The organism is Salinicoccus siamensis, from assembly GCF_055391965.1.
The window spans coordinates 20203-45294 of sequence record NZ_AP043765.1 but is presented as its reverse complement, the minus strand read 5'-3'; the positions used below and the strand labels follow the sequence as shown (position 1 = coordinate 45294).

Sequence of the window (25092 nt, the reverse complement as noted above, 5' to 3'; positions counted from 1 at the left end):
AATCGATGGTTGATACAGAAAGTGTTATAGACCCATATTGACGAATGGACGATGATAGTCAAGAGTACCTTTAATCTGTTTCACGTTGACATCTGTACCTTCGAGCCATTTCTTAAAATCAAAGATAACAGGTTTTTTGTCCGGTCCGATGACGAACCATGCTTTTGATGCTTTAGGAAAATAGACTGAGGTGTGGATGGTGCCCGCGGAGGCGTCATACTTATCGGAAAAGACGCCGTGTTCCGGATTGTTCATGACTTTGAAAGCCTCATAGGGGTTCGTGGAGTATTGTTGCTGTTCTTGTACCGTCTGCTCACGCTGGCGTGTTTCTTCTTGACGGTAGCGATTTTCTTCTTCAAGCAGATGGAAGTGGTTTGTACATACATTAGATCTTCTGGCCACGACCTTCCTTGGAGAGGCTTCAATGACATAGGAAATGCCATCGGGGTCCAGGGCTACATAACTAAACGATTGCCGGTGGGGTATCTCTTTCAATAGTGCGACAGCTTCATCAACATTTGCACATGTTTCCAATACCAGACGGCCAATCATATTACATAGGAAGCCATCATCCGAATTTTTACTGTGAGTGAAGTTGTATCCCATCACAAGGCCCTTCTCGTTCATACCATCGATTCGCCCTGTAATCTGCATGGAAGGTCCAATTGTAGCATACCCATGATCTGTAGGGGCATAGAATACATAACGGCCTTCATATCCACGGGGATGGCTATCATAGTTGCGTACCATGAAGTCACTGTCAGTGAAGATCGAGCATCCGCTCCTGACATATTCCAGATAATAGCCGCCAAATAGACGAAATGCTTCTTCCATCTCCATGCCGAGTGCATCTGCGAGACCATAGATTTCGTCAAGGATGGCTGGCGAGAATTGAGAGATGATAGATATGAATTTTTCAGAATTAATCAGGAAATGACGGTCTTTCTTAGGACCCCACTGCTTTTCACGGTTTGGGAGTATCAAGGAGTCTCTGAGCTGTATGCCCTGATAATAGCCAAAATCATAATGCGAGCCTCTATATTGAATGACATCGCTGTAGAATTGCTTCATTATATCTCCGCCTCTAAATATTCTTCATATCAGTATACATATTTTATAGGAAAATACATTAATCTTGCTTGTATAAAGTAACTAGCATAACAAAAAAGCAGACGGGAAGTATCGAACACACTCCCCGTCTGCTTTTTTGTTATGCTAGTAGTAATTTTAATGTTTTATCTCTGTATCCATTCCCAAGCTTTATTGATTTCAGCCTTATCGAAGTGCTGGACTTCTATACCGGGAAGCCAATTGATCACGCTTGATCCTAAATCGACCCATGGTTGATTAGATACAAAAGCAAACTTTTTATATTGCTTCCAATGTTTAAGGTCGACAGCACTTCCGCTTAGGAAGGCATCTGCATCAGTACCTTCCAGATCCTTTATATAGATGAGACCGCTGAGCTTTTGATTACCCCCGTACTTGTCATTGATGAATGCTTCTGCATTCCTCACATCACTCTCACTCAGCTCTCCATCCATCTCGATATATACAGTATTCGGATATCTGCTTTCTTCAATCTTCATCATGGTTGGACCAACTCCTTGATGACGTTTCTATTTTCTATTATTTTACCCGTTCCCAGATTATCTGAAACAGGGATACGGGTAGTTAGAGTAGTCGAAAACGCACATTATAAAGGCGTTATTTATATCTTGATCATTTATTTTTTATAACGCTTAAAATTAGAGTAAAACCTTTGAAATCCTTTATTATCAACCTTAATAAGATTTTAATAATCCTGTAATAACGTAAGTAATGCTAGTGCGACCGTCGTTATGTAAAAAGAAATACCCACATGTAAAAAATGCGGGTATTTTGAGTAGAACTCTGTATAGAAGTCCGATATTCATAGGTTATTTTGATGAGAATTATTTAAGTTTCACTCATCAAGTTTTTAAGTTTTGGACTTACAAGTATTAGGAGAACCCCGATGCCTAGAGCAGTAAGTCCAGAATACAGGAAGTAATCCTCTGTACTGATGACGCTGTAGATCTTTACCATCTGCGCGTTGAGCCCTTGAGCCATGGCGTTCGATAGGAACCAGACGCTCATCATCTGTGAAGTGAATGCCTTAGGAGCGAGCCTTGTTGTTGTAGAAAGTCCGATAGGGGAAATGCACAATTCCCCGAGTGTAATGAGCATAAAGCTTAGGACGAGCCATATAGGGTTGATCAATTCCTGTCCACCTGTTAAAGGTATGATCATCAGAAGATAGGCTACTGCCGCCAATATGACGCCTAAGGCGAATTTGATTACAGTAGATGGATTGAATCTACCCAATTTAACCCAAAGAAGCGAAAATATTGGTGCGAATATAAGGATGAACATTGGATTCAAGGATTGGAACCAAGCAGCTGGAATTTGAAAATCTATCAATCCATTAGTCAAGTTTGCCATATCCAACTCTGTCTTCTTATCGGAGAATTGAGCCAGAATCGTCGAACCTTGTTCCTGGATCATCCAAAATGCGACTGAAGCGATGAAGAGAGGTATGTACGCGAATACATTACGCTTTTCGCTTTTTTCAACTTTTTTACTTTTTAAGATTACAATAATATAAATGGTCGGTAATAATACACCGATTAAAGTGATTACATTGGAAAAATTACTTATTTTAAGTTCATCCGTCAAGTATGCAACGATGACGAGTGCTGCAATGACTATCGCAGCTATAGTCAAATATTTCATTACATTTAATTTATCGCTTTTACTCAATGGATCAGGCACGCCTTTACCCAAGTCCCCAAGAAATTTATTGCCGGTGAGCACATAGATGACAAGCCCTATGAACATACCGATTGCCGCTGCAGCAAATCCTGCGTGGAATCCGACGTTTACCTGCAACCACCCTATAATCAATGGAGATATAAGTGCGCCCATGTTGATGGACATATAGAAGAGGGTGAAACCTGAATCGATTCGGGAGTCATTCTTCTCATACAACATGCCTACTGTTGTACTTATGTTTGGCTTCAATAGTCCGGATCCGATTATGATGAACAGTAAAGCAACCATCAGAAGCGTGAAATTGCCTGGTATTGCCATTAGAATATGTCCGATCATAATCAGGACGCCACCATAGAATAAGGCGTTTCGCGTACCGGTGATCCTGTCAGCCACCCAGCCGCCGATGGTGCCGGTCATATATATTAAAGCACCATATATGGAAACGATCTGCAGTGCTGTGCTCTGATCGAGCCCAAAGCCACCTTTAGTGACAGAATAATAAATATAGTAGGCCAGTATGGCCTTCATGCCATAGTAGCTGAACCTTTCCCAAAATTCAGTGAAAAATAGCGTAGACAGACCTTTTGGATGACCAAAGAAACCTTTATCTGGAACGTTAGTATTTTGATTTGCCATCATTATCCTCCTCAATATTATAAATTTAAACATTGGATATTATAATTTTCAAACTAAAATTGGTCTAAAAAGTATGAATTATGGATTATTACAACAATTATTTTGTTAAATAGAGATAAAATGACCATATACAAGTATAAAGTGAATTTAAGTTAAAAATGATTATCGCATGGTAGGAGCACAATACACCATGTAAAATTGATAGTATAATAGTATGAGATGTAAATTATTCAGGTCTATGGCCAGAAGTATCAAGGAGGTTTATGATGAAACAGAGAAGTAATGCGAATCAAGAAGAGCTGGAATGGATTGTTGAAGAACCATCGGAGTTGCTGAAGTTTTTATTTGCAGCTATGCCCTCCCGCAGCAGGAAATCGGTGAAGGATCACTTGAGTCATGGTCAGGTCTTCGTCAACGGGGAGGGCACAACGCAGTTTAATGATCCGCTTGAACACGGCGATCATGTTAAAATTCTTCCTAAAATAGCATCAAAGAACGTAAAGATTAAAGGTATCAAGATTCTGCATGAAGATGATGATATTGTTGTAATCGAAAAGGATGCAGGGATCTTATCTATCGCATCAGATAAAGAAAAACAGCTGACCGCGTATCGTCAATTGGCAACTTATCTGAAGGAGGTCAATCCCAAGAACCGGATATTTGTTGTTCATCGTTTGGATCGTGAGACCTCCGGCATCATGATATTTGCGAAAAGCAAATACATTCAGCAGAAACTGCAAAATGCATGGAAAGAGGCTGTGCCGGAACGGATGTACATCGCGTTGGTCGAAGGAAAAGTGAAGGAAAGCGGCACGATCACATCATGGCTGACTGAGAACAAGGCATTGATTATGCGTTCGAGCAAGAATCCAAACAAAGGAAAGAAGGCAGTCACGCATTATGAGATATTGAAGTCCGATCGAAATTTTACGCTGTTGCAGGTGAATCTGGAGACTGGGCGTAAAAACCAGATCCGTGTGCATATGCAGGAGATTGGGCACCCCATTGTGGGCGATAAGAAATATGGTTCCCGCATCAACCCGATCGGCAGGATTGGCTTGCATGCCCATGCGATGTCTTTCATCCACCCAACAACTAAAGCAACCATGCGATTTGAGTCGGCCATACCTAAGTCATTCACGAAAAAAATAAATTGATGAAGATACTTCCCCGGCGTGCCGCAGTAGGCATGCCGGTATTTTTTATGACTGAATATTACGGCTATATAAATCGCATTGCGACTACTTATAAGTCGTGATAATATGACCACTATACCAATCATCCTACAAATTTTAAGGAGAACGATATGATACATAAAACCAACCGTGTGCATCTGGTGGAGCAAGTAGCCATACAGATGGAAGACTTGATAGTGTCTGGCATTTGGCGAGTAGATGAAAAGATTCCCCCAGAGATAGAGTTGATGAGGGAATTTGATGTCAGCCGAAATACATTGCGTGAAGCGATACGTGCTTTGGTTCATGCAGGATTACTCGAATCCAAGCAGGGCAGCGGCACTATAGTCCGTTCTGCAAATGCGCTCAGTGCGACATTAAAGCGCTATATCAAAAAATCAGCTTTACTGGATACACTTGATGTTCGTCTGGCTCTAGAACAGCAGGCAGCGCAATTAGCAGCGACATATAGAAATGAAACAGATTTGGCAACGCTTGAACAATGTATTGAGGCTTGCCGACAGGCGGTCCGTAAGAAAGATCGTAAAAAGTTCATCGAAATGGATACACGCTTTCATCAGACTATAGTCCAGGCATCTGATAATCAATTGTTGATTGATCTATATGAACCGCTCTTAGAAAATATCTCGGAATCGATAGAAGCACTGATAAACTTGAACACACCATTAAAATATGAAGAAGAGCTGCACCTTGATTTATTTGCAGCAATACAGAATAAAGATAAAAAGGCAGCTTCAGTGTATGTCGAAGAGTACATAGGCGCACTGAAAAAAGATGTCTCTGAAATGATGGAGGAATAATTGCATGGATAAAAACGAAATTGGGTCCAAATTTGGTTCAAGGCGTAATTGGCTGCTAGTCATAGGGATTATTCTGGTGGGGGCAAACTTAAGGGGACCTCTGACTTCGGTTGGGGTTCTCATTCCATTCATCAGAGAAGACCTGGCAATCAGCAACGCAGTTGCCGGAGCCATCACTACATTGCCTCTACTGGCGTTCGCCCTACTCTCTCCGATTGCCCCTAAAATCGCCAATCGGATCGGTATGGAGCGGACCGTTGCCTTATCGCTCGTCATACTTATTGTAGGAGTTGCAGTCCGTTCGCTTTCAGGGGTCAATTCTCTTTTCCTGGGAACTTTTTTTATAGGACTGGCAATATCAGTAGGGAATGTACTGATACCTGGTATCATCAAAATGAAATTCCCATTTAAAATCGGCCTAATGACGGGTATCTATGCTATTTTCATGAATGTATTCGGTGCACTCGGTTCGGGAATCAGCGTACCCCTCGCTTCATCCGGGAGCCTTGGATGGCAGGGTGCGCTTGCACTTTGGATTATACTAGCTGCAACTTCCCTATTGATCTGGCTACCTCAACTTAAAGAAAGCGGAGGCAGGCAAGCCGCCGTCAAGAAAGAGAAGGGAGACAGTTTACTGCGCTCTCCTCTGGCATGGAAGATTACGGTATTCATGGGGGGACAATCTTTGATTTTCTATACGCTGATCACATGGATGCCGGATATCCTCCAACAAAATGGCTATGATTCCAATACTGCCGGTTGGATGGTCTTCCTGATGCAGTTTGCTATCATACCAGTTACTTTTATTGTACCTGTGGTAGCAGAAAAGATGAAAAATCAGGTTATGTTGAGTTTCATGACAGGCGCTCTGTTCATTATTGGGTTAGCCGGATTGCTCCAAGGGGGTGCGCTGCTGGTGCCACTATGGGCGATACTGATCGGTATCGCAGCAGGTAGTGCTTTCAGCTTATCCATGATGTTCTTCACTCTGAGGACGAAAGACGGCAAGGAGGCCGCAGCACTATCAGGGATGGCCCAATCATTCGGTTATCTGCTTGCCGCGGTCGGTCCAGTACTGGTCGGCGCCTTGCATGATATAACAGGCGGTTGGACGTTGCCGCTTACACTTCTTATCGCTTTGGCGGTCATCATATTGATTGTAGGGACCGCTTCAGGAAAGAAAGGTCAGGTAACTGCCTAAAAGTGGGCTGGAAAAGCATAAATATCTAAGCAACAAATAAAAGTCGTATCCGTTATGGATACGACTTTTATATTTGAGTATTGGAAATATCATACGGCTACCTTGCCTGATAAGCTTCATCCCAAAGGTTCAACTTTGTTCCTATGCCTTTTTTTAGGGCATTCTGATAGATCCTATACCCCCATGCCACATCATAGACTGGCTGCCCACCTAGGCCATATAAGATGATGTCGTCTTTAGATGTCCGCCCTCCGACCTTTCCGGTGATGATATCCCCGATGTCGGTGATGATGCTGGAGTCCATTTTTTCTTCCTCGATCCAATCCAGAAGCTGTCTGCCGATCACGCCCATTGTCGGATTATAATAAGGATAATGGTCTTCATCTATCGTCGCTTCATACATCGCCCAATTATCAACGATCAGTTTCATATCATCAATCGCAAATTTAGGGTCGAAGTCGCCGCTTGATGAAACGGTGAATAACGCACCAGGCTTGACCCATTCCTTTTCGATTTTTGGATTTGCGTCCCCAGCTGTCGCCAGGTTTATGACATCACTTTCTTTGATGGTATCTTCAAGAGTATTCGTAATCTCGATATTAAGACTGGAAAATTTTTTGCTTAGCCTATCTTTCAATGCTTGTGCGGTAGATTCATGAGCATCGAATATCTTGATTGTTTTTATGTTTTCACATACATCCAATATAGCCTCTGCACTAGAGGTGCCGATTGATCCTGCGCCTACCACCCCGAAAATTTCAGAATCAGGATTTGCCAAATACTTCGCACCCACTCCAGGGATCGCCCCAGTCCTCCAGGCACTTAACAGATTGGCGGATTGATATGCCAGGGGTACTCCTGTATCAGCATCATTCAAAGTCATCATCAATATGGAACGCGGAAGGCCTTTGTCTACATTGGCTATGTTTGAACCATACCACTTACAGCCAGACACTTTGTAGTCTCCACCCAAATATGCGGGCATCGCCATGAACCTCCTATCAGGCCCGTCTTTTGGCATGCCTTCATGTGCCGGGTTGGCCGGGAAATCAATCAACATGCCATGTGAGTTATCATTGGCCCCACCCATTACATAATCTCCACTACTCAATAGACGGAAAACCGCCTCCATTTCCTTGATGCACGCGTGCATATTGAGTACACCCGCCTCAATCATATCCTTCTCATTCAAATACAGAAAATCGACTCTGGACTGTTCCATGTATATTCACTTCCTTCTAAACTTCTCTACCCTTATAACCCTGATGAGTTGCGCTTACTGATGGGAAGACAGATCTACTTCATATCTATAAATCAGCTCTCCATTTGGATCGCATTTTCCAGTGAATTTAAAACCGAGTTTTTCATATAGTTCTTTGGCGACATCGTTGCCTTCTACGAAACTGAGATAAATTTCCCCGACATCATATGTTTTTATAACAACGTCGATCAAATGCTTCATGGCATTTCGTCCAAACCCCTTGCCTTGTTGGGCTGAATCTATCATGATCCTGTCTATCCATGCTGTTTTTGGTTCGCCTACAAAACCATACATGGCAAACCCAACCAGTACATCGTCTGCATAGATGGCGACAGGACGCCATGCACTGCAATCCCTCGCTTCTTCAAGGCATTCCTCAATTGTTTCTATAAAAGAAAGCTGATGGTCATTCAACTTTATTTTTCTGCTTATGATTTTGTCATCCGGCTGAATATTTTCCAGTGAAATTACACTCATCTTAAACGTCCTCATCTATATGATTTTTAAGTATATACCCATTGAAGCTTTAGAATCTTAAACTGCTAATTCTATAAGTATAGCTCTAAATAAAAAGGTTTTCAAAAAATGAATTGTTATGACGATATAAATTTGAAAGGTGATCTATATTTTAATGTTTGACAACTATCTTATAATGAACTATATTTTATTATAAGATAGTTGGAGGGAGGAAAAGATGTCAGTTTCAAATCAGATCATGAAAGGACTGCTGGATGGTGCAATTCTTGCTTTAATTGCTGAAGATGAAACTTATGGGTATCAAATAGCCGAGAAACTTAAAGAAAAGGCGTTTCCTGATATCAGTGAGGGAAGTATATATCCCGTGCTTCTGAGGCTAAGCAAAAAGGGTTATGTTGAAACACGCATGGTGAAATCGGATAGTGGTGGTCCTAAACGTAAATACTACAGCATCAGCAACAACGGTAAAGAAGAATTGAGAAATTTTAAGGATAAATGGTTAAAGTTGAACCAGGGGATGTCTAATTTATTTGGGGGAGATGAAGATGTTAAGTGAAAAATCGGAGAAGTTCCTAAAGAAATTTCGAATTGAAATGATGGCGCGGGGTAAAGACGATGAATACAGGGATGACCTGGAAGAGGAGTTAAGAGACCATCTGATGCTGGCGGAACAAAATGGAGAAGATCTGGAAAGTGTCACTGGCGGTTCTGTAAAAAATTACTTGAAGACACTTTCGATTGAACTACCAGAGACTAATCACTTGAGAAGAAAAATACTTCTGATCTTTATTTTTTTGATGGGGATGTTCACTATACCGAGTCTGATCAGAGGAGATTTTGACTATACTGTATCTATGCTCATCTATTACATTTCGTTGATTCTATTCGGTCCATTTCTGTTTTATCTGGTTGTTAAGTTCATCTTCATCCGATTTACCGATTTAGAAACGGAAAAGATAAGTAAGATGGGGGTTGTCCTATGTGGAGTGTATGGTGTAATTTACATGGCACTTCTAGTTGGTGGACTCTACTTGGCAGACCGTTATCAGATATATGAATTTATGACACTTTCATCAAAAAGCAATATGATAGCCGGATTATCTTTGCTTGGTATATTCGTCTTTGGGACGGTGATGACGGGTCGGTGGTTCTATACATTTCTGATCATTGCCTTGAGTCTTCCGGAGTTATCAGCGAAAATTTTTGTGGGTGGCAATCCTACAGACGAAAACTATATCATTGTATCGGCTATTGCATTATTTGTAGTCAGCGCAGTTGTAATGACAGTTCTGTTTTTCTACTCGAAAAAAGAAGTTGATGATTAATTGACTGTGTGTTTTGAAAATGGCTGTCAGTTGCTGTAGTACTTTCTCCTCGATATCAAGGATATAAGAAAGAAGGCATCCAAAATTGGATGCCTCCTTAAATGGGTCAAACTATTCAGTCCACTCGGAAACTTTATCAGCGTTATCTTCTACCCAATTCGCTGCAGCATCTTCAGGAGAAGTACCTTCTTCTATATCGAGCATTACTGATTCCATGTCTTCTGTTGTCCAATTGAAGTTATCAAGAACTTTATAAGCGTGTGGGCTTTTATCTTCAAGTTCTTGGCTTGCGATGGTAACAATGTCTTCCGCTTCGCCGAATGTACCTTCAGGGTCTTCGAGGTATTTCAAGTCGTATTTCTGGAATTTCCAGTGTGGGGACCAGCCTGTTACTACAATTTCTTCGTCATTTTCGACTGCTTGACCAAGTTCTGTAGCCATTGCACCTGAGGAAGACGTTTGAACTTCCCAGTCACTCAAATTATCATAATCTTCCAGAGCTCTCTCGGAGGCCTGTACAACACCTGCACCTGGTTCGATGCCTGTAATCGTCTGGTCGGCCTGATCACTCAGGTCTGCAATGGACTCCGCTGGAAAGTCTTTAGGTACTACCAGACCGATAGCCGCGCCTTCAAGGTTAGCACCTAAGTCTTCAATCTGATCTTCATACTCGTCATACAGATCGCCATGTGTGAGAGGCAACCATGCACTTACGGATGCATCTGCTTCGTTGGTGGCGACTGACTGCCACATTACAGCGTTATCCAAAGGTGTGATTTCTACGTTATAGCCTTCATCCTGCAATACTTTCTGCATTACATGGGTAGAAGCAATTTCAGAATCCCACTCTACATAAGATAAAGTAAGTTCTTCTTCACCCAGATTGCCATTGTCACTTGAACTCTCTTCACTTGCAGAGTCCTCTTCGCCTGAACCGCCACAAGCAGCAAGTACTATTGATAGTACAAGCGTCAATACTAATAGATTCCATTTCTTCATGAATATGTCCTCCTATAAAATTATTTTTTTGATTGAGTAAATCTATCTATAATAATCGCTAATATAACGATTCCCAATCCAGCAACAAATCCAGTACCTACTTGAGCCCTTTGTAGGGAACTCAATACTTCTGTTCCTAACCCCGGCGCACCAATCATGGAAGCGATGACCACCATTGAAAGTGCCAGCATGATCGTCTGGTTCACCCCGGCCATGATTGAAGAGCTTGCCAAAGGCAATTGCACTTTGATCAGTTTCTGCATCGGGGTGGTGCCAAATGAATCACTTGCTTCAATGAGCTCAGCAGATATCTGCCTGATTCCCAAGTTCGTCAGACGAATTGTAGGGGGTGCTGAAAAAATGACGGAAGCGAACACTCCCGGCACCATGCCAATTCCGAAAAACGCAACTGCAGGAATCAAATATACGAAAGCGGGCATTGTCTGCATAAAGTCCAAAATTGGTTTCATGACCGTTTCGAAACCAGTACTTTTAGACATCAGTATACCTAAAGGAATGCCCAAAATTACCGATATCAAGCCACTTATGATAACTAAGGTCATAGTGTCAATCAAGTTTGCCCATAATCCTTGGTTATATATGAATAGAAGACCAACCCCAATTAGAATAGGAGAGAGTATCTTATTCTTCATAAATATAAATGCAAGTGCCATTACTATGATTATAAATAATGTAGGAGGGAAGAATTCCAATATTTGAATGATCCACTCCATCAATCCTTCCAGAAATTCTTTGACTGGATCGAATACGAAGCTGAAGGAACTGGTGAGCCAATCGACAAAATCTGATGCCCACTGGGCTACTGGGAGACGAGGGAGATTATCCAGCATTGTCTTCCACCTCATTTCCTTGAGCCAATACTTCAAATACTTTATTGAACTCCAAAATACCGATGCTCTGTCCATTCTCTTCCACTGTCAGCTCATGCACTCCGTCTTTGAACAATGGATATGTTTCATAAAGCAAGGCTTCAGAATTTATGGAAGGAAGATCAGCAGAACGGTTTTCTTCATCAGTATGCTCCATGACATGCTTTACTTTGAGGACTTTCGAACGATCAATGTCCTTAACGAAAGATTTGACGTAATCATTTGCTGGGTTTGTGACGATTTCTTCAGGTTTCCCGACTTGTGCTATTTCTCCATCTTTCATCAGTGCGATGCGATCACCTATGCTCAAAGCCTCGTCGAGATCATGAGTGATGAATACTATCGTCTTCTGCATTTTTTGCTGAAGCTGCAATAGCTCTTGCTGCATCTCTTTTCTGATGAGAGGATCGAGGGCCGAAAATGCTTCGTCCATAAGCAGGATATCCGTGTCATTGGCCAGTGCTCTAGCCAATCCGACACGTTGCTGCATACCGCCGGAAAGTTGATTCGGCAACTGTTTTTTATAATTTCCTAGTCCTACCAGATTCAAAGCCTCTTCTGCCTTTTCTCGCCTCTGCTTCTTTGGGAACTTTCGGACTTCAAGTCCGAATGCCGCATTCTCCAAGATGTTTTTAAAAGGGAAAAGCGCAAAATTTTGAAAAACCATACTCAGGTTCGACCTTCTGAAATCCCTCAACTCACTCGGGCTCAGCTGCGCAACGTTTTTATCTTTAATCAAAAGATCCCCCTCAGTAGGATCAATCAATCGGTTGATCAGCCTGATCAAGGTGGATTTCCCACTACCGGATAGTCCCATGACAACAAAGACTTCTCCTGCTTCGATGCTTAGATTTGCTGACTTGACTGCAACTGTAGCACCAGTTTTTTTAATGATTTCATCTTTTGATGAATTATTATGCAATAATTCTTGTACTTCCTCGTCATATGTACCAAATACTTTAGTGACGTTCTTGATTTCTATTACGCTCAAAAAACTCAGTCCTTACACTTGACTTTATTTCAATACTTTAAAACTAGTACATTCTTAAACGTATCATAGAGATTCAGCTAAATCAAATCTACTTCCCATAAGATATGTCTGTAATAAAAAATAGTAGGTTGCATAGAGTAAGTATATATCGAGTATCGATCATGATTTTTAACAGATTAATAAAAAAGGTCAGAAGTCTCTATAATTAAGATTTCTGACCTTTCTATCTGAAATTGTGTGTACAAATGTCGGGGAAAATTACCTTTATTAAGGTCTATTGGGTATCGTTCACATCTTCTGAATTCGGTTCCTCGTCACTTTCACCATTGTCATCTAATATCTGTGATTTGCCATCGGATAGATTATTCAGGAAATGATCCAGATCGAATCCAGTCATCTGGCCCATACTTTCCTGAAGTTTAGCCATTGTACCCGTGACGGTATTCGGCAATGATTTCAGCTGTTCACCACCTCCGCTGTCCATTATGCGTATGGATTCTACGTTGCTCATGGATTCACTGACTGCTCTGGCGAATTCAGGCATTATTTTGATGAACTGTTCCAGGATGATGACATCTTTATGTTCAGACATCGCTTTGGCACGGCGCTCGATTGCTTCGGCTTCCGCGAGACTTTTCTCCCTTATGACTTGTGCTTCGGCGTTACCTTCTGCGATGCGGGCCTCGGCCCTAGCCTCAGCTTCTTTGGTCCGTGTATAGTAATCTGCCTCAGCCTGTTGCCTCCTCACTTCAACCTGTTGTCTCTCGATTTCAACGTCATTTTCCCGTTCCAGTTTCAACAGTTTCAATTCATTCTGTTTTTCCTGTTCACGGATTTCGAGCCGCTGCTGTTCCACTTCGAGACGTCTTTCTTCTTCTTCAAGTTGGCCGGAGGCTTTAGCAGAAGCATTCGCCTTCTCTGTTTCAGCCAAGTTTCTTGCTTCCTTCAGATCTTTCTCTTTGCGGCTGTCCGCTATGTTCATTTCTCTTTTATACTGTTCATTGGAAATGGTTTCATTATCTTTGGCTTGTTGTATTTCAGTTTCACGTCTGTTTTCGGATTCTGCAATCTCAGCTTCTTTTCTGATCCGGGCGATTTGAGGACGCCCGAGGTTTTCAAGATAATTCTCATCATCCCTCAGGTCGGATAGACCAAGAGACGTGATTTTGAAGCCCATCCGGTTCAACTGATCCTGCGCAATCTCGCGGACCTGTTCGTTGAAGCTTTCACGGTCCTTATTGATCTGTTCGACAGTCATCTTCGACAGGATGGCGCGGAGGTTGGAGTTCAGTACTTCAGAGATTTCGTGCTCGATTTCTTCCTGTTCCTTTCCAAGGAACTGCTCGGCGTATTTGACGATGCCGTCCAGGTCATCAGCCACTTTTACAGTCGCAACCGCCTGACCATATATCCCGACTCCTTCCAGAGTGTAGACTTTTGGCGTGGATATCTGTAGCTGGAATGATTTAAGGGAGACTTTTGTGCCCGTCTGGAACATCTTGAGCCTATGCCCGCCTCCCCGGATGACTTTCATATAGCGGCCCTGGTCATCTTTATAGATGTTGGTTTCTTTTGCTTCATCTCCAAGGTTTGGCCCTGTAACGATGAGCGCTTCGTTGGAAGGTACAGTGCGGTATCTGGCTTTCATGAAGATATACCATCCGACGGCAGCTATGATGGCGATCAGTATGATGGCAATTACTGCAATCAAGGTACCAGTCAATTTAAACATATGTAAGCTCCTATCTCATTAAATTATTTATGTATCAACATCACAGTATTACAAGTATTTATCATTGTAAAGCACATTGGTTAGAATTATCTGAATTTAGTAGGATAAATATATATGTTGCGATAATATTGACTTTTCTGACAAGATTCTGCTAGATTATATAAGTTGGATGACACCGACGTCATGGATGAAGGTAAAGGATGCGAAAAGTAGCATGTCTCCGAAAAGAATTTCACGATGGAGCCCAAAGAATCATGTCAGTTGAACAAGTTTCATCAATATGGCTATGCAGGACAGTATGGCAGAGTGACTATCGTTTCGTCCCTTTCCAGGGGCGTTTTTTAACGGGAAATGACTCGGCTTCAAATACTTGACAGCAACCCGGACATCCTCTAAGTATCAAATCGAGATCTACCCTGGTATTGCATATTCCACCTACGCGGGCATTTTCGTTCTAATCGGCCTGCTAGTATCGAACTTGGGATTGGACCTGATCTTAAAGCTTGCGGTTCCCCTACTGGCATTCATCTATCCGGTTGCGATAGTCCTGATAGTACTCTCTTTAGTTGAGCGCGTAACGGGGGAAAGCAGGAAGATGCATCAGGCTGCAGTATTCGTGACTGCCGTCTATGCATGCTATGAGGTGTTGATCAGCGTCGGCATTGAATCAGAAACTGTTGGTTTCCTCCTTGGTCAAACGCCGTTCTTCGAACAAGGTCTTGGCTGGATGCTTCCGGCCTTTGTTGCAGGAGCGGCGGGCTATGGCGTGGATCGATATAGACGCAGGGCGGCCAGTGGGAATAGACGGAATCCTGCAATACAGTTCAACGATGATATCAAATAGCTGAAGGTCCGCACGGACCTTCAGCTATTATTTTTAAACATCATAAGAACCGATTTACGGCAGCATTTATGTCCGGTGCGTTTGCAATGGCAGAGATTATGCATATACCATCGGCTCCATTTTCCAGACAGGCCATGTAATTGTCCGGGGTGATGCCGCCTATCGCCACCATCGGCATATCGCCGATCAGGCGTCTCATGTCAGCCAGTCCTTTCGGCTTAATGGCCTTGCCGGCATCCGCTTTTGAAAGTGTTGCATAGACAGGGCCGGTGCCTATATAACTGACTTTTTCAAGGTTGCTTGATGCCAATTCTTCTGCGTTACCTACAGATAGGCCGATGATCTTATCGTCAAAATAGGGAGGGAGATTTTGGGGCTCGATATCATCCTGGCCAATGTGTACCCCATCGGCTCCGATTTCTTCAGCCAATGTGTAATCATCATCAATGATGAAGGGAACTTCATAGCTATTGCATAATTCTTTGATTTTAGAAGCTGCCTCCATCAGTTCCGCGCCTTCCAAGGCTCTGCTCCCCTTTTCCCTGAGCTGGAACATTGTGACACCAGCGTCCAAAGCTTTCTCAACCACAGTGAGGAGGTTCTCATCCGTATTGGAACTTCCACAGATAAAATATAGTTCAAGTGCGTTTTTATTCATCATCTGGCCACCACTTTCCGTTCTTTGAGCAAGTTGTCATCATTCAAATACAGCTCATCGATCAGCTTTGTGGCAAAAGTGCCTGGGGTTGGATGTTCCTGGGCCGAAGCCGCCTTTTCAGCGCATAGATTATAATAGCTGACTGCATCAATGACGGATTGATCATCGAACCGGTCTGAAGTGCCAAGGAATGCACAGATGATTGCACCAAGGAGGCAGCCGGATCCCGTCACTCTTCCCTGCAGGGGATGGCCGCTATCCATTATCGAAACTCCGTTCCCAGTCATGAGGGCGTCTTGCGCGCCTGTAACAAGTACAGGGGTCCTGTACCGATCATAGGCCTTGCCTGCAATTTCTTCGACAGGAGTCTCTTCTTTCGAGTCGACCCCCTTCATATTGCTTTCAGCCCCTGACAGCGCATGCATTTCCCCAGCATTTCCCTTAATGAGTGACACTTCGTGGCGTGATAAAAGCTGCTCTGTAATCTCCACCCTGAAGCGTGAAGCACCAAATCCAACTGGGTCAAATACAATCGGCACGTTATTCCTGTTTGCTTCCTTCATCATCTCATCCATGACCTGTAGTTTGGATTGGTCTGCAGTACCAATGTTGACGAGGAGTGCAGAAGCAGATTTCATCAGATCTGAAGCTTCTGCGACTTCCCCGCCTACAAGTGGCGAAGCGCCTATCGCAAGTAGCCCATTAGCTGTGAAGTTTTTGACGACATCATTTGTGATGCAGACAACAAGCGGGTTCATCTCTCTGAGTCTATTTATATTATCCATCAATTACTCTCCTTTATAGCTGAAATGGCTGACTGGTCCATTACCTTTTCCGATATTTGGGTTATATCTGATTGCCGAAGTGATATAGCGCTTAGCGGTACGGAAACTTTCTTCGATCGATTTCCCCTTGGCCAACTCTGCTGTCATCACTGCTGAAAATGTGCATCCTGTGCCATGTGTGTTAGTTGTATCGATACGCGTTTCACTGAGTTCTATTGCATTGTCTGCAGTAAATAAATAGTCTGTAGGACCTGAATCCAGATGTCCGCCTGTTATTACAACGCTCTGCACCCCGATGTCATTCAGGAAGATATCGGCAGCTTTCTTAATATCCCCCTCACTGCTGATTTGTTGGCCACTGATCTTCTCTGCTTCATGTATGTTTGGTGTAACGGTCAAAGCAAGGGGTAAAAGCTGTGTTCTGAGGAATTCAGCAGCATCTTCATCTATGAGTGGATCACCGCTTGTGGCAATCATGACCGGATCGATGATATAGGGGACTTGGTGGTGTTCAACACACTCTTTTATGACTGTCATCATCTCTTCGTTGGCAATCATGCCGCTTTTCATGGCGTCTGGCACTTCGTCGGAAAAGATGCTGTCCAATTGTTCCTGTAGAAACTGTCCCGGGATATTATGGACATCTTGGACGCCGATGGTATTTTGTGCGGTCAGGGCGGTGATTGCGGCCATTCCGAAAACCTGCCGTGAATGGAAGGTTTTGATATCAGCCAAAACACCAGCGCCGCCAGTCGGATCGGTCCCTGCAACCGTCAATGCAATGGGCATTCTAGACATTCATATCCACCTCCGCCCAGTGTTCTCTTGTCATCGCCATATTGAAGAAACGCCTCTCATGCTCCGCACTCTCCCTGAAATTTTTGCGCAGCAGGCCTATTTCATAATCATTCATTTTCCCCGCTTCTTTGTCGATGGCTTTGAACATCACATCAGCCGTCTCATCGATGTTACCACTGTAGAATTCGAACCATCCCCGGTATTGGTGGTTTTCTTGGAATACGTTTTGCGCCATCGCCTTTTCCGCCAACTTTTGATAGATGTAGGGGCACGGTGCCATGGCACTTAGTGTGAATGCGATATTTTCCTTAGCATAGGCGTTATAGTACATATGTTTAATATAATGATCGGCAGAAGGATACCATTCTCCATCCTCTATGATTTCTGCATATGGCCTCCCTACAGCTCTTGCCAGAATTTCATGTGCCTCGACCTCTCCCCCAAGTATGAAGCGCATCTCTTCGAGAAGATATTCCATCATTTCCTTGGAAGTGGTCTTCGAGATCAGCATGGCATAAATATTTGCAAATTCCTCAAGATATAATGCATCTGCCTGGAGATAGTGGATGAGTGAAGCGTGAGAAATATCTTCATTTATGAGCCCTTGGATGAAATCATCCCCGTAAATTTCGTCAATAAACTGCTCTGCATCCTGCTTCAGTTGTGTACTTAACATCATAATCCTCCTATTAGAATGATAAAAACCCATTTCCAGCGTAGGAAATGGGTTTAGTATGAAGACAGGATATGTCCGACCATCCCACATTCCTTACGCTGGCATTATCCAGATCAAGTCAAAGGGATCGGTCTGTGACCGTCTCAGCTAAAAAGCACCCCTAGTGGTGTTGCGTATTCAATTGATTCCCATGTTAGCCGACTCGTCCCTTAAAGTCAAATAGGAGCTTGAGCCACCAGACTGCCGAGGTGTGCCGACAATTTCCCGGGAAATTCAATAAGGAAATCATCTGGGTCCATCAGCCATAAAAAAGACATGGCCGTGCGGCCATGTCTTTTACTCGGCACTTAATTCATCATGAATCAGATTGATGTTGTAATTCAGATACTTGATGTAGGTGTCCACTTCTTCACCTGGTTTTCCGATTTCATCTGAATAGATCGGTTTCTCGGAAAAAGGAACGCCCGTCTGATCGGAGACGGTCTCCATCGGACGCGGATCGACGTTCGATTCGATGAACAGTACAGGCACATCATTTTCTTCAATGAATGAAACAAGTGAATTTATCTGGTTGGGTGAGCCTGTATCTTCAGTATCAATCGCCCATATATACCCTTCCTTCAAACCGTAATCACTGGCAAGATATTGGAAGGCGCGTTCACTTGTAACAAGTACCCGGTCTTCTTTCGGAATGTCATCTATCTTCTGCTGGTAATCCCTTTCTACATCTTTCAATCGTTTAAGATATTCGTCAGCCCGCTTCTCATAGTTTTCTTTTCTTTCCGGGTCTTTTTCAATGAAAGCGTCACGCATATCCTCTGCCATCTTTATCCCTACTTTAGGACTGATGAAAGCATGCGGGTTGATTTCTTCTGCTTGGGTCTCTTCATCAGTGATGTACATTGGTTCGATGCGGTCTGATAGGGAGTAGACATCGTCTGGGTCTTGATTGACGGAATCGATCATTTTAAAGAACCAACCATTTCCACCACCTTCAAGGTTCAAGCCGTTATAGAAAAGAATATCTGCGTCAGTGGCTTTTTTCATGTCTTTAGGAAGTGGTTCATATTCATGGGGATCCGTGCCGGTCGGTACGAGGTTATGGATGTCGACATCCTCGCCTCCAATCTCACGGGCGAGATCTTCTAGAATCGTAAAGGATGTGACCACTTTCAATTTTTCATCCTCATTCGCTTCACTCGCGGCACTGCTTTCATTTGAACAAGCATTCAACACTAGTACGACCATCAACAGGCCGATCAGATAAGTAATCTTATTCTTCATGTTTAATCTCTCCTAAAAATTTATAATGGATCATCAATTATGATTTTTTCATCTTGCGAAGCTTTGGCCACAACACACCTTGTTTTGGAGAAAAGATCAGCACCAATACAAAGAGGATGGCTGAAGCGATGGCTATGACCGGGCCGGAAGGCAGATCATGCATATAGCTGTAATAGATGCCGACCACTGCAGCGCTGGCTCCAAAAATTGAAGATAGCACAATCATGATGGATAGGCGGTTCGTCAGCAGATAGGCGGTCGAAGCTGGTGTAATCAGTAGTGAGACTACAAGTATCACTCCGACTGTCTGCAGGGACGCCACTGCAACAAGTGTCAATAGTACCATCAGACCATAATGGATGAAGCGGGTATTCAATCCATAAACCCGTGCCATCGTCTCATCGAATGTTGCAATGAGCAGTTCTTTATAAAAGACCACGATGATGATAATGACCAGAAGGCTGACCCCTGCAGTGATCCACATATCAGAAGTCCTGACGTGCAGGACGTTACCGAACAGTATCTGCGTCAGATCTGTTGCACTCTGCGCTTTTGTAATCAGTATGATCCCTAGGGCCAAAGCAGTTGAGAACACTATTCCGATCGAAGCATCTGTTTTGATCCTGCTGTTTTGGCTGATGCCACCTATCCCCACTGCAGCAATCACTCCTGCTACTACAGCCCCATAGAAATAAGAAATGCCCAACATGTAGGAAATGGCGATGCCAGGCAGTACTGCATGGGAAATGGCATCTCCCATCAGCGACATGCCGCGCAGTACGATAAAACTGCCAATTACACCAGATATGATGCCGACCATTATTGAAGTGATCAATGCTTTCTGGAGGTAATCATAGAACAATAGGTCATTCAAAAAACTCATGATAATTTACCTCCCATGTTCTTTAAGACAGCTAATGGTGCGTTAAAGGTTTTCTCCATCAGATCTGGCGTGAATACTTCAGAAACCGGTCCTGCAGCAACCAATCCCCCATTCACCAAGATCAAGTCATCAAAATAATCTTTTACTTTGGTCAGATCATGGTGGATGACGAATAGTGTTTTTCCCTGGTCCCTCAATTCCTTAAGAATTTTGATGATGACTTCCTCGCTATGGATGTCGATTCCGACAAATGGCTCATCCATGAAGAATATATCTGCATTTTGGGCCAGACTCCTTGCTAAGAACACCCTTTGCTGTTGCCCACCTGAAAGTTCTCCTATCTGTTTATCGGCAAACTCTTCCATTCCAACTTTTCTCAATGCCTCCATGGCTCTCGTCTTTTCCTTCTCTTTAGGGCGGCTGAATAAGCCCAATTTGGGATAGGTGCCTTGTATTACCGTATCTTTGACCAGGATTGGGAAATTCCAATCTATATTTGATCTTTGGGGAATATAGGCGATATTCTTGCGGATTTTATCGATGGATTTTCCAAATATCTGTACTTCCCCCGAATCTTTCGGCACCAGACCAAGGACTGATTTTACAAATGTTGATTTTCCGGAACCATTCGGTCCGATGATGCCGATCAGCTTGCCCGAATCAACAGAAATATCAAGGTTTTTTATGGCGATTTTATTAGAATATGAAACTGTTAAATCTTTAACGACGAGTGACTCTTCCAAAACGTGATCCCCCTATTGCTTTATATCCCAATGGGATAGCGAATATTAGGGATCCCTAAGTTAGGGCTCCCTAAACTTAATTCACTATAACAAAAGTTCTTGGATTTTACAAATGAAATTACTGAAGATATGCAAAACTGCAGTCATTCAAGTAAATTAAAAGGGACCTACTGCATTTAGTAGGCCCCTGCTAGAATCAACTTTCAAATTTGCTTAGTTTATTTATTTTTTCTTCATACTTCGGCATTTTATTCTTCAATAGCAGGACTAATGATATGAGGATGGAAGCTGCCAGTATCGTCGTGAGCAATACATAGATTACCGTACTGAAATTATAATCGAATCCTTGATTGAATACTGCATCCCTGAAACCGGTCACTACAAAGGCCATCGGTACCACTTGATAGAGTCCCTGGTAGAAATCGCTTGAGGTCTCTATCGGGAAAGTACCGGCACTTGATGATAATTGGATGATGAGCAGTACGATGCCTAAAAACTTTCCGAAATTCCCAAAAATCATGACCAGTAGTCCAATCATTGCAATGGAGGCAGTCGACCACACCAGCATGGCCAGGAAGAATTTCCCGTGGCTGGCGATTTCAATCTGCATAATCCAGACTATAACAATATATAACAGCGTCGACATCAATAACGCATGGCTAAGGAACAGTGAGATTCTGCTCACCCACTGGCGTAGTACAGATTGTCTGTCTTCGAAAATCTTATTCATCGGGTAGACGACATTGAAGGTGATGCTGCCAATGAACAAGCTTACTGCAATGATGAGCGGCGCAAAGCTCTGGGCATAATTCTGGGTATCTACAATACTTTCATGATCCAGATTAACGGGTGCGGCAATGGCTTTTGCACCATCTTCCGTAAAGGCAATATTATTTTCATCCAACTGGGATAAAACCTCATTGAACCTTGTATCAATTTCATCGAGTGCACCAGCAAGTTCTCCCGAACCTTCCACCAAATCCCCTGTGCCAGACTCAAGCTGTGATAAACCGGAATTCAACTCACTAGCCCCTTGGGTTAACTGCGAGCTGCCCGCTTCGATTTGCCCTGCACCTTCCTCTAGTTCTCTTTGTGCACCTAAAACCATCTGGGCGTTGTTGCCGAGGATCGGTGAGAATTGTTCCAATTGTCCTGTGAACTGCGTTTCACCATCATGAAGTGCTTTTGACGACTGACTGAGCTGACCGGCCCCCTCATTAACCTCAGCAGCGCCCTGATTCAATTGGGCAGTACTTTCTTCAGCTTCGATCAATCCATCATTGAGATCATGGGCGCCATTTTTTAGGTCAGCCAATGCCTGCTTGGCTTCATCACTTTGTTCCGAGAGGTCATTCAGTTGGCCGATGAGTGTGGATGTATAAGTTTCAGTGATGCTCGTTTTTACAGTATCCGTCAGCATGGAACCAGCCTGTTCAGACATTATCGAGCCGATGAAATTATGCCCTGGATTCGTTTTCAACACCATATCCACTGGTTTCGGATCATCGCTCAAAAAAGTCATTGCATTGTCGGAGGCATCTTCAGGAATCTGCAGATAACCGTACGAATCCCCTTTTTGCAGTGCTTTTTTGGCCTCATCCAAGTCGGTGAACTGCCAATCAAGCTGATTATTCTCCTTAAGTTCCTCTTCTATTTCCATGCCTAGATCAATATCTTCGTTACCCTTATCTTCGTTTACGATATGGAAAGCCATATCACCGGTACGATCATAGGGGTTCCACATGGCACCGAGAAAGATGGATGCATATATGACGGGCAATAAAGAGATGACGAGAAGGGAAGTTAGAAGCATTGGTTTTTTGAAGATAAATTTAAAATCTTGAAACATTGAATCACCTTTCCATTATTTATGCTAAAATATAATTAATGAACATTGTGTACAATAAAGTATTATATGTTGTTTTATTGATTGTTCAATGGTTAATATAATCCATTGTGTGGGATAACCGACATAAAGACTGGAAAGGTTGGGTATTTTTGAAGAAAGATCTGAGGGTACAGAAAACATTACAGAGCATAGATGATGCCATCATCAGGCTACTGAAAGAGAAGCCGTTTGAAAATATCACGATAAAAGATATAAGTGACGAAGCGATGATCAACAGGGGAACTTTCTATAGCCATTACAGCGACAAATATGAATTGATAGAGAGTTTTCAGGTTGCACTTGTTTCAGACATCGAAGAATTACTGTATGGCAACATTGTAGGAGAGAGTTTCAGCGAGATTGCGGAAAGTCAGGTTAAAGAGACTATCGTGAAAGTTTTTGAGTACCTTGAGGAAAATCGAATACGCGTGTTGACGGTAGCCAACAGTGTGGGCACCACAGAGTTTGCGAAGTATTTTTCCCGTCATATGTATAACTTCTATAAAGTGAAGAGTGAGGAGTTCGGTGTCGATTTGAACTCGGAGGGGTTTACGGATTACTTGATAACATATGTGACGAATGCTCATATGGGCATTTTTTTGAAATGGCTTAAAAATGACTGTCAGGAATCGACCGAAGAGATGGCGGGTCTAATTGAAACATTCACCATAAATGGCGTGTTTAAGGCAATTGATATATGAGCTGATTCTTATTATGAGCAAAGATCTAATCGAGCGATAGCCAGATAAAAATATAGGCCCGTACCGGGGCGAAAGGTGACTGAATTGAAGAAATTAATGTATCTAATTACCATTATCATTATACTGGGAGCATGCCAGTCCCCCGAAAAGATGGAGCAGAATACAAGTTCCGTAAAAGGCTCCCAGGGAGAAGAGAATAATCCGGAAAAGACAGAACAAAAAGAATCTAAGTCTATCGAAGAATCGAATTATCCAGGGATAGATATCATTACTGAAATTGAAGACACTGAAACATTGAACGCCAGCACGCAATATCCCGAAACCGCTGTTGATTCGATTGATGATGCAATCAAGCAATATATTGAAGCTGAGAGGAACCATTTCAATAAACAACTTGAAGATTTTGAAGTGCCGCCTTCAGGCCAGGAAGCAATTTTCAACCTCAGCTATGAAACTGAGCGCATAAATGACAATCTTTATACATTCGACTTTACTACATATATGTTTACATATGGGGCCAATGGCGAAACGAGGAAGAATATAATGATGGCTGATGTAAAAGACCAAGAAATAATAGAAGGCCAGGATATATTCGATGATACTGCAGAAAACAGAAAATTATTTTATGATTATATTCTTGAATACGCAGAAGAAGACGAAGACTTGAGTCTCTATCTATTTGAAGATGAATTGAAGAAATGGATCGAAGCCCCGGATAATGACTTCAATAATCTTTATATAACAAAAGAAGGATTAGGTTTGTCGTTCAATGAGTATGAGATAGCAGCGGGTGCTGCGGGGAGTATCGAGGTAAAGATACCTTTCGATCAAGCACAAAATCTTGTGAAGGAAGAATACACCCGATTTCTGGAGACGTCTAACGTAGACGATGGCGCACAGGAGCAACGGGATACGGAAGCGGAAGTATATACTGAACGGGCGATTGATCAACAGACAAAGAAAGTGGCACTTACTTTTGATGATGGACCCCATCCAGAGCATACTTTGAATATACTCGATACACTTGATGAATATGATGCAAAAGCAACATTCTTTATGCAAGGTAAAAGGATAGAGTATTACATGGATGTTGCGAAAGAGGTAGCGGAGAGAGGTCATGAGATCGGCAACCATTCGATGAACCATCCAGATTTCACCACACTTTCCTTTAAACAGATCGATATTGAAGTATCCCGGACCAATCAATTGATAATGCAGGCGACAGGGTTGAAGCCTACGGTCTTTAGACCACCGTATGGAAGTACGAATGAGGAAATCAATAATTTCATCGACATGGAGCCAGTGCTTTGGACGATAGACACGGAAGACTGGAAAAATAAGGACCCTAATATAATTGAGAAGAGAATAAGGGTTAACATGCATGATGACGCTATTATTTTGATGCATGATATTCATGGAACAACGGCTCAAGCACTGCCTGATATTTTGGAATATTTGTCTTCTGAAGGATATGAATTTGTAACTGTTTCAGAATTGGACTAATAAATTACCCCGCCGATATCATAAATTG

The 25092-nt window shown here is 42.8% G+C and carries 25 protein-coding genes and 1 riboswitch; of the genes, 8 read left to right on the top strand and 17 right to left on the bottom strand.

The window, feature by feature from the left end; translation table 11 throughout:
• Nucleotides 1-24: 24 nt before the first annotated feature.
• The 3 genes from ACZ5LF_RS00215 to ACZ5LF_RS00205 all read right to left on the bottom strand — a co-directional run bounded on the left by ACZ5LF_RS00215 (nucleotide 25) and on the right by ACZ5LF_RS00205 (nucleotide 3429).
• Nucleotides 25-1071 carry a C45 family autoproteolytic acyltransferase/hydolase gene (locus ACZ5LF_RS00215; RefSeq protein ID WP_380570029.1) on the bottom strand — a complete coding sequence of 349 codons (1047 nt, stop codon included), beginning with the start codon at nucleotides 1069-1071 and terminating at the stop codon, nucleotides 25-27.
• Between the two features lie 164 nt (nucleotides 1072-1235).
• On the bottom strand, nucleotides 1236-1592 hold the full coding sequence (locus ACZ5LF_RS00210; protein WP_380570030.1) for a SpoIIAA family protein: 357 nt from the start codon (nucleotides 1590-1592) through the stop codon (nucleotides 1236-1238).
• Between the two features lie 346 nt (nucleotides 1593-1938).
• Nucleotides 1939-3429, bottom strand: coding sequence for a peptide MFS transporter (locus ACZ5LF_RS00205; RefSeq protein WP_380570031.1), 1491 nt, complete (start codon nucleotides 3427-3429; stop codon nucleotides 1939-1941).
• 266 nt (nucleotides 3430-3695) lie between these two features.
• Here ACZ5LF_RS00205 and ACZ5LF_RS00200 point away from each other — a divergent pair, with 266 nt between their 5' ends.
• The 3 genes from ACZ5LF_RS00200 (at nucleotide 3696) to ACZ5LF_RS00190 (ending at nucleotide 6626) form a co-directional block, all read left to right on the top strand.
• Nucleotides 3696-4586 carry an RluA family pseudouridine synthase gene (locus tag ACZ5LF_RS00200; protein WP_380570032.1) on the top strand — a complete coding sequence of 297 codons (891 nt, stop codon included), beginning with the start codon at nucleotides 3696-3698 and terminating at the stop codon, nucleotides 4584-4586.
• A gap of 149 nt (nucleotides 4587-4735) precedes the next feature.
• On the top strand, nucleotides 4736-5425 hold the full coding sequence (locus tag ACZ5LF_RS00195; protein WP_380570033.1) for a FadR/GntR family transcriptional regulator: 690 nt from the start codon (nucleotides 4736-4738) through the stop codon (nucleotides 5423-5425).
• Nucleotides 5426-5429: 4 nt separating this feature from the next.
• Nucleotides 5430-6626 (top strand): CynX/NimT family MFS transporter, encoded by a 1197-nt coding sequence (locus tag ACZ5LF_RS00190; protein ID WP_380570034.1) that lies wholly within the window; start codon nucleotides 5430-5432, stop codon nucleotides 6624-6626.
• Between the two features lie 97 nt (nucleotides 6627-6723).
• Here the strand turns inward: ACZ5LF_RS00190 and ACZ5LF_RS00185 are convergent, their stop codons facing one another.
• Complete coding sequence (locus ACZ5LF_RS00185) at nucleotides 6724-7848, bottom strand: tyramine oxidase subunit B (protein ID WP_380570035.1); 1125 nt, start codon at nucleotides 7846-7848, stop codon at nucleotides 6724-6726.
• A gap of 54 nt (nucleotides 7849-7902) precedes the next feature.
• Entirely contained in the window at nucleotides 7903-8364 is a 462-nt protein-coding gene (locus tag ACZ5LF_RS00180; RefSeq protein WP_380570036.1) for a GNAT family N-acetyltransferase, read from the bottom strand.
• A 217-nt stretch (nucleotides 8365-8581) separates the two neighbouring features.
• Here ACZ5LF_RS00180 and ACZ5LF_RS00175 point away from each other — a divergent pair, with 217 nt between their 5' ends.
• Both ACZ5LF_RS00175 and ACZ5LF_RS00170 read left to right on the top strand, forming a co-directional pair.
• Entirely contained in the window at nucleotides 8582-8920 is a 339-nt protein-coding gene (locus ACZ5LF_RS00175; RefSeq protein ID WP_380570037.1) for a PadR family transcriptional regulator, read from the top strand.
• Nucleotides 8910-9689, top strand: coding sequence for a hypothetical protein (locus tag ACZ5LF_RS00170; RefSeq protein ID WP_380570038.1), 780 nt, complete (start codon nucleotides 8910-8912; stop codon nucleotides 9687-9689). The genes ACZ5LF_RS00175 and ACZ5LF_RS00170 overlap by 11 nt, the downstream gene beginning before the upstream one ends.
• A 111-nt stretch (nucleotides 9690-9800) precedes the next feature.
• Here the strand turns inward: ACZ5LF_RS00170 and ACZ5LF_RS00165 are convergent, their stop codons facing one another.
• The 4 genes from ACZ5LF_RS00165 to ACZ5LF_RS00150 form a co-directional block, all read right to left on the bottom strand.
• Nucleotides 9801-10688 carry a glycine betaine ABC transporter substrate-binding protein gene (locus ACZ5LF_RS00165; RefSeq protein WP_380570039.1) on the bottom strand — a complete coding sequence of 296 codons (888 nt, stop codon included), beginning with the start codon at nucleotides 10686-10688 and terminating at the stop codon, nucleotides 9801-9803.
• Between the two features lie 20 nt (nucleotides 10689-10708).
• Nucleotides 10709-11539: an ABC transporter permease gene (locus ACZ5LF_RS00160; protein WP_380570040.1), complete on the bottom strand. Its 831-nt coding sequence runs from the start codon at nucleotides 11537-11539 to the stop codon at nucleotides 10709-10711.
• Nucleotides 11529-12569: a quaternary amine ABC transporter ATP-binding protein gene (locus ACZ5LF_RS00155; RefSeq protein WP_380570041.1), complete on the bottom strand. Its 1041-nt coding sequence runs from the start codon at nucleotides 12567-12569 to the stop codon at nucleotides 11529-11531. Before ACZ5LF_RS00155 ends, ACZ5LF_RS00160 begins: the two co-directional genes overlap by 11 nt.
• 274 nt (nucleotides 12570-12843) lie before the next feature.
• The gene (locus ACZ5LF_RS00150) at nucleotides 12844-14301 is read right to left on the bottom strand and encodes a flotillin family protein (protein WP_380570042.1); all 1458 of its coding nucleotides are present in this window, start codon (nucleotides 14299-14301) and stop codon (nucleotides 12844-12846) included.
• A gap of 370 nt (nucleotides 14302-14671) precedes the next feature.
• Here ACZ5LF_RS00150 and ACZ5LF_RS00145 point away from each other — a divergent pair, with 370 nt between their 5' ends.
• A complete protein-coding gene (locus tag ACZ5LF_RS00145) occupies nucleotides 14672-15145 on the top strand; it encodes a branched-chain amino acid transport system II carrier protein (RefSeq protein WP_380570043.1) in 474 nt (157 codons plus the stop codon).
• A 40-nt stretch (nucleotides 15146-15185) separates the two neighbouring features.
• Here ACZ5LF_RS00145 and thiE read toward each other — a convergent pair whose 3' ends face one another.
• The 8 genes from thiE to ACZ5LF_RS00105 all read right to left on the bottom strand — a co-directional run bounded on the left by thiE (nucleotide 15186) and on the right by ACZ5LF_RS00105 (nucleotide 22821).
• Complete coding sequence (gene thiE / locus ACZ5LF_RS00140) at nucleotides 15186-15803, bottom strand: thiamine phosphate synthase (protein ID WP_464759296.1); 618 nt, start codon at nucleotides 15801-15803, stop codon at nucleotides 15186-15188.
• Nucleotides 15803-16588, bottom strand: coding sequence for a hydroxyethylthiazole kinase (thiM, locus tag ACZ5LF_RS00135; protein WP_380570045.1), 786 nt, complete (start codon nucleotides 16586-16588; stop codon nucleotides 15803-15805). Before thiM ends, thiE begins: the two co-directional genes overlap by 1 nt.
• 3 nt (nucleotides 16589-16591) lie before the next feature.
• A complete protein-coding gene (gene thiD / locus ACZ5LF_RS00130) occupies nucleotides 16592-17386 on the bottom strand; it encodes a bifunctional hydroxymethylpyrimidine kinase/phosphomethylpyrimidine kinase (RefSeq protein WP_380570046.1) in 795 nt (264 codons plus the stop codon).
• Nucleotides 17379-18062, bottom strand: a complete 684-nt coding sequence (tenA, locus tag ACZ5LF_RS00125; protein WP_380709805.1) for a thiaminase II — start codon at nucleotides 18060-18062, stop codon at nucleotides 17379-17381. Before tenA ends, thiD begins: the two co-directional genes overlap by 8 nt.
• A gap of 72 nt (nucleotides 18063-18134) precedes the next feature.
• Nucleotides 18135-18234, bottom strand: a riboswitch (TPP riboswitch).
• A gap of 164 nt (nucleotides 18235-18398) precedes the next feature.
• A complete protein-coding gene (locus ACZ5LF_RS00120; RefSeq protein ID WP_380570048.1) occupies nucleotides 18399-19346 on the bottom strand; it encodes a metal ABC transporter solute-binding protein, Zn/Mn family in 948 nt (315 codons plus the stop codon).
• A gap of 37 nt (nucleotides 19347-19383) precedes the next feature.
• Entirely contained in the window at nucleotides 19384-20229 is an 846-nt protein-coding gene (locus tag ACZ5LF_RS00115) for a metal ABC transporter permease (protein WP_380570049.1), read from the bottom strand.
• Entirely contained in the window at nucleotides 20226-20972 is a 747-nt protein-coding gene (locus ACZ5LF_RS00110) for a metal ABC transporter ATP-binding protein (protein ID WP_380570050.1), read from the bottom strand. Before ACZ5LF_RS00110 ends, ACZ5LF_RS00115 begins: the two co-directional genes overlap by 4 nt.
• 196 nt (nucleotides 20973-21168) lie before the next feature.
• Complete coding sequence (locus ACZ5LF_RS00105) at nucleotides 21169-22821, bottom strand: YhgE/Pip family protein (RefSeq protein ID WP_380570051.1); 1653 nt, start codon at nucleotides 22819-22821, stop codon at nucleotides 21169-21171.
• Nucleotides 22822-22970: 149 nt separating this feature from the next.
• Here ACZ5LF_RS00105 and ACZ5LF_RS00100 point away from each other — a divergent pair, with 149 nt between their 5' ends.
• A complete protein-coding gene (locus tag ACZ5LF_RS00100) occupies nucleotides 22971-23561 on the top strand; it encodes a TetR/AcrR family transcriptional regulator (protein ID WP_380570052.1) in 591 nt (196 codons plus the stop codon).
• Nucleotides 23562-23636: 75 nt separating this feature from the next.
• Nucleotides 23637-25064, top strand: coding sequence for a polysaccharide deacetylase family protein (locus tag ACZ5LF_RS00095; protein WP_464759293.1), 1428 nt, complete (start codon nucleotides 23637-23639; stop codon nucleotides 25062-25064).
• Nucleotides 25065-25092: the final 28 nt, after the last annotated feature.

Bases quoted from the DNA above. Each gene is read 5' to 3' on its own strand.
- ACZ5LF_RS00215 (WP_380570029.1), bottom strand. From the start codon at position 1,071: ATGAAGCAATTCTACAGCGATGTCATTCAATATAGAGGCTCGCATTAT.
- ACZ5LF_RS00210 (WP_380570030.1), bottom strand. From the start codon at position 1,592: ATGATGAAGATTGAAGAAAGCAGATATCCGAATACTGTATATATCGAG.
- ACZ5LF_RS00205 (WP_380570031.1), bottom strand. From the start codon at position 3,429: ATGGCAAATCAAAATACTAACGTTCCAGATAAAGGTTTCTTTGGTCAT.
- ACZ5LF_RS00200 (WP_380570032.1), top strand. From the start codon at position 3,696: ATGAAACAGAGAAGTAATGCGAATCAAGAAGAGCTGGAATGGATTGTT.
- ACZ5LF_RS00195 (WP_380570033.1), top strand. From the start codon at position 4,736: ATGATACATAAAACCAACCGTGTGCATCTGGTGGAGCAAGTAGCCATA.
- ACZ5LF_RS00190 (WP_380570034.1), top strand. From the start codon at position 5,430: ATGGATAAAAACGAAATTGGGTCCAAATTTGGTTCAAGGCGTAATTGG.
- ACZ5LF_RS00185 (WP_380570035.1), bottom strand. From the start codon at position 7,848: ATGGAACAGTCCAGAGTCGATTTTCTGTATTTGAATGAGAAGGATATG.
- ACZ5LF_RS00180 (WP_380570036.1), bottom strand. From the start codon at position 8,364: ATGAGTGTAATTTCACTGGAAAATATTCAGCCGGATGACAAAATCATA.
- ACZ5LF_RS00175 (WP_380570037.1), top strand. From the start codon at position 8,582: ATGTCAGTTTCAAATCAGATCATGAAAGGACTGCTGGATGGTGCAATT.
- ACZ5LF_RS00170 (WP_380570038.1), top strand. From the start codon at position 8,910: ATGTTAAGTGAAAAATCGGAGAAGTTCCTAAAGAAATTTCGAATTGAA.
- ACZ5LF_RS00165 (WP_380570039.1), bottom strand. From the start codon at position 10,688: ATGAAGAAATGGAATCTATTAGTATTGACGCTTGTACTATCAATAGTA.
- ACZ5LF_RS00160 (WP_380570040.1), bottom strand. From the start codon at position 11,539: ATGCTGGATAATCTCCCTCGTCTCCCAGTAGCCCAGTGGGCATCAGAT.
- ACZ5LF_RS00150 (WP_380570042.1), bottom strand. From the start codon at position 14,301: ATGTTTAAATTGACTGGTACCTTGATTGCAGTAATTGCCATCATACTG.
- thiE (WP_464759296.1), bottom strand. From the start codon at position 15,803: ATGAATAAAAACGCACTTGAACTATATTTTATCTGTGGAAGTTCCAAT.
- thiM (WP_380570045.1), bottom strand. From the start codon at position 16,588: ATGGATAATATAAATAGACTCAGAGAGATGAACCCGCTTGTTGTCTGC.
- thiD (WP_380570046.1), bottom strand. From the start codon at position 17,386: ATGTCTAGAATGCCCATTGCATTGACGGTTGCAGGGACCGATCCGACT.
- tenA (WP_380709805.1), bottom strand. From the start codon at position 18,062: ATGTTAAGTACACAACTGAAGCAGGATGCAGAGCAGTTTATTGACGAA.
- ACZ5LF_RS00120 (WP_380570048.1), bottom strand. From the start codon at position 19,346: ATGAAGAATAAGATTACTTATCTGATCGGCCTGTTGATGGTCGTACTA.
- ACZ5LF_RS00115 (WP_380570049.1), bottom strand. From the start codon at position 20,229: ATGAGTTTTTTGAATGACCTATTGTTCTATGATTACCTCCAGAAAGCA.
- ACZ5LF_RS00105 (WP_380570051.1), bottom strand. From the start codon at position 22,821: ATGTTTCAAGATTTTAAATTTATCTTCAAAAAACCAATGCTTCTAACT.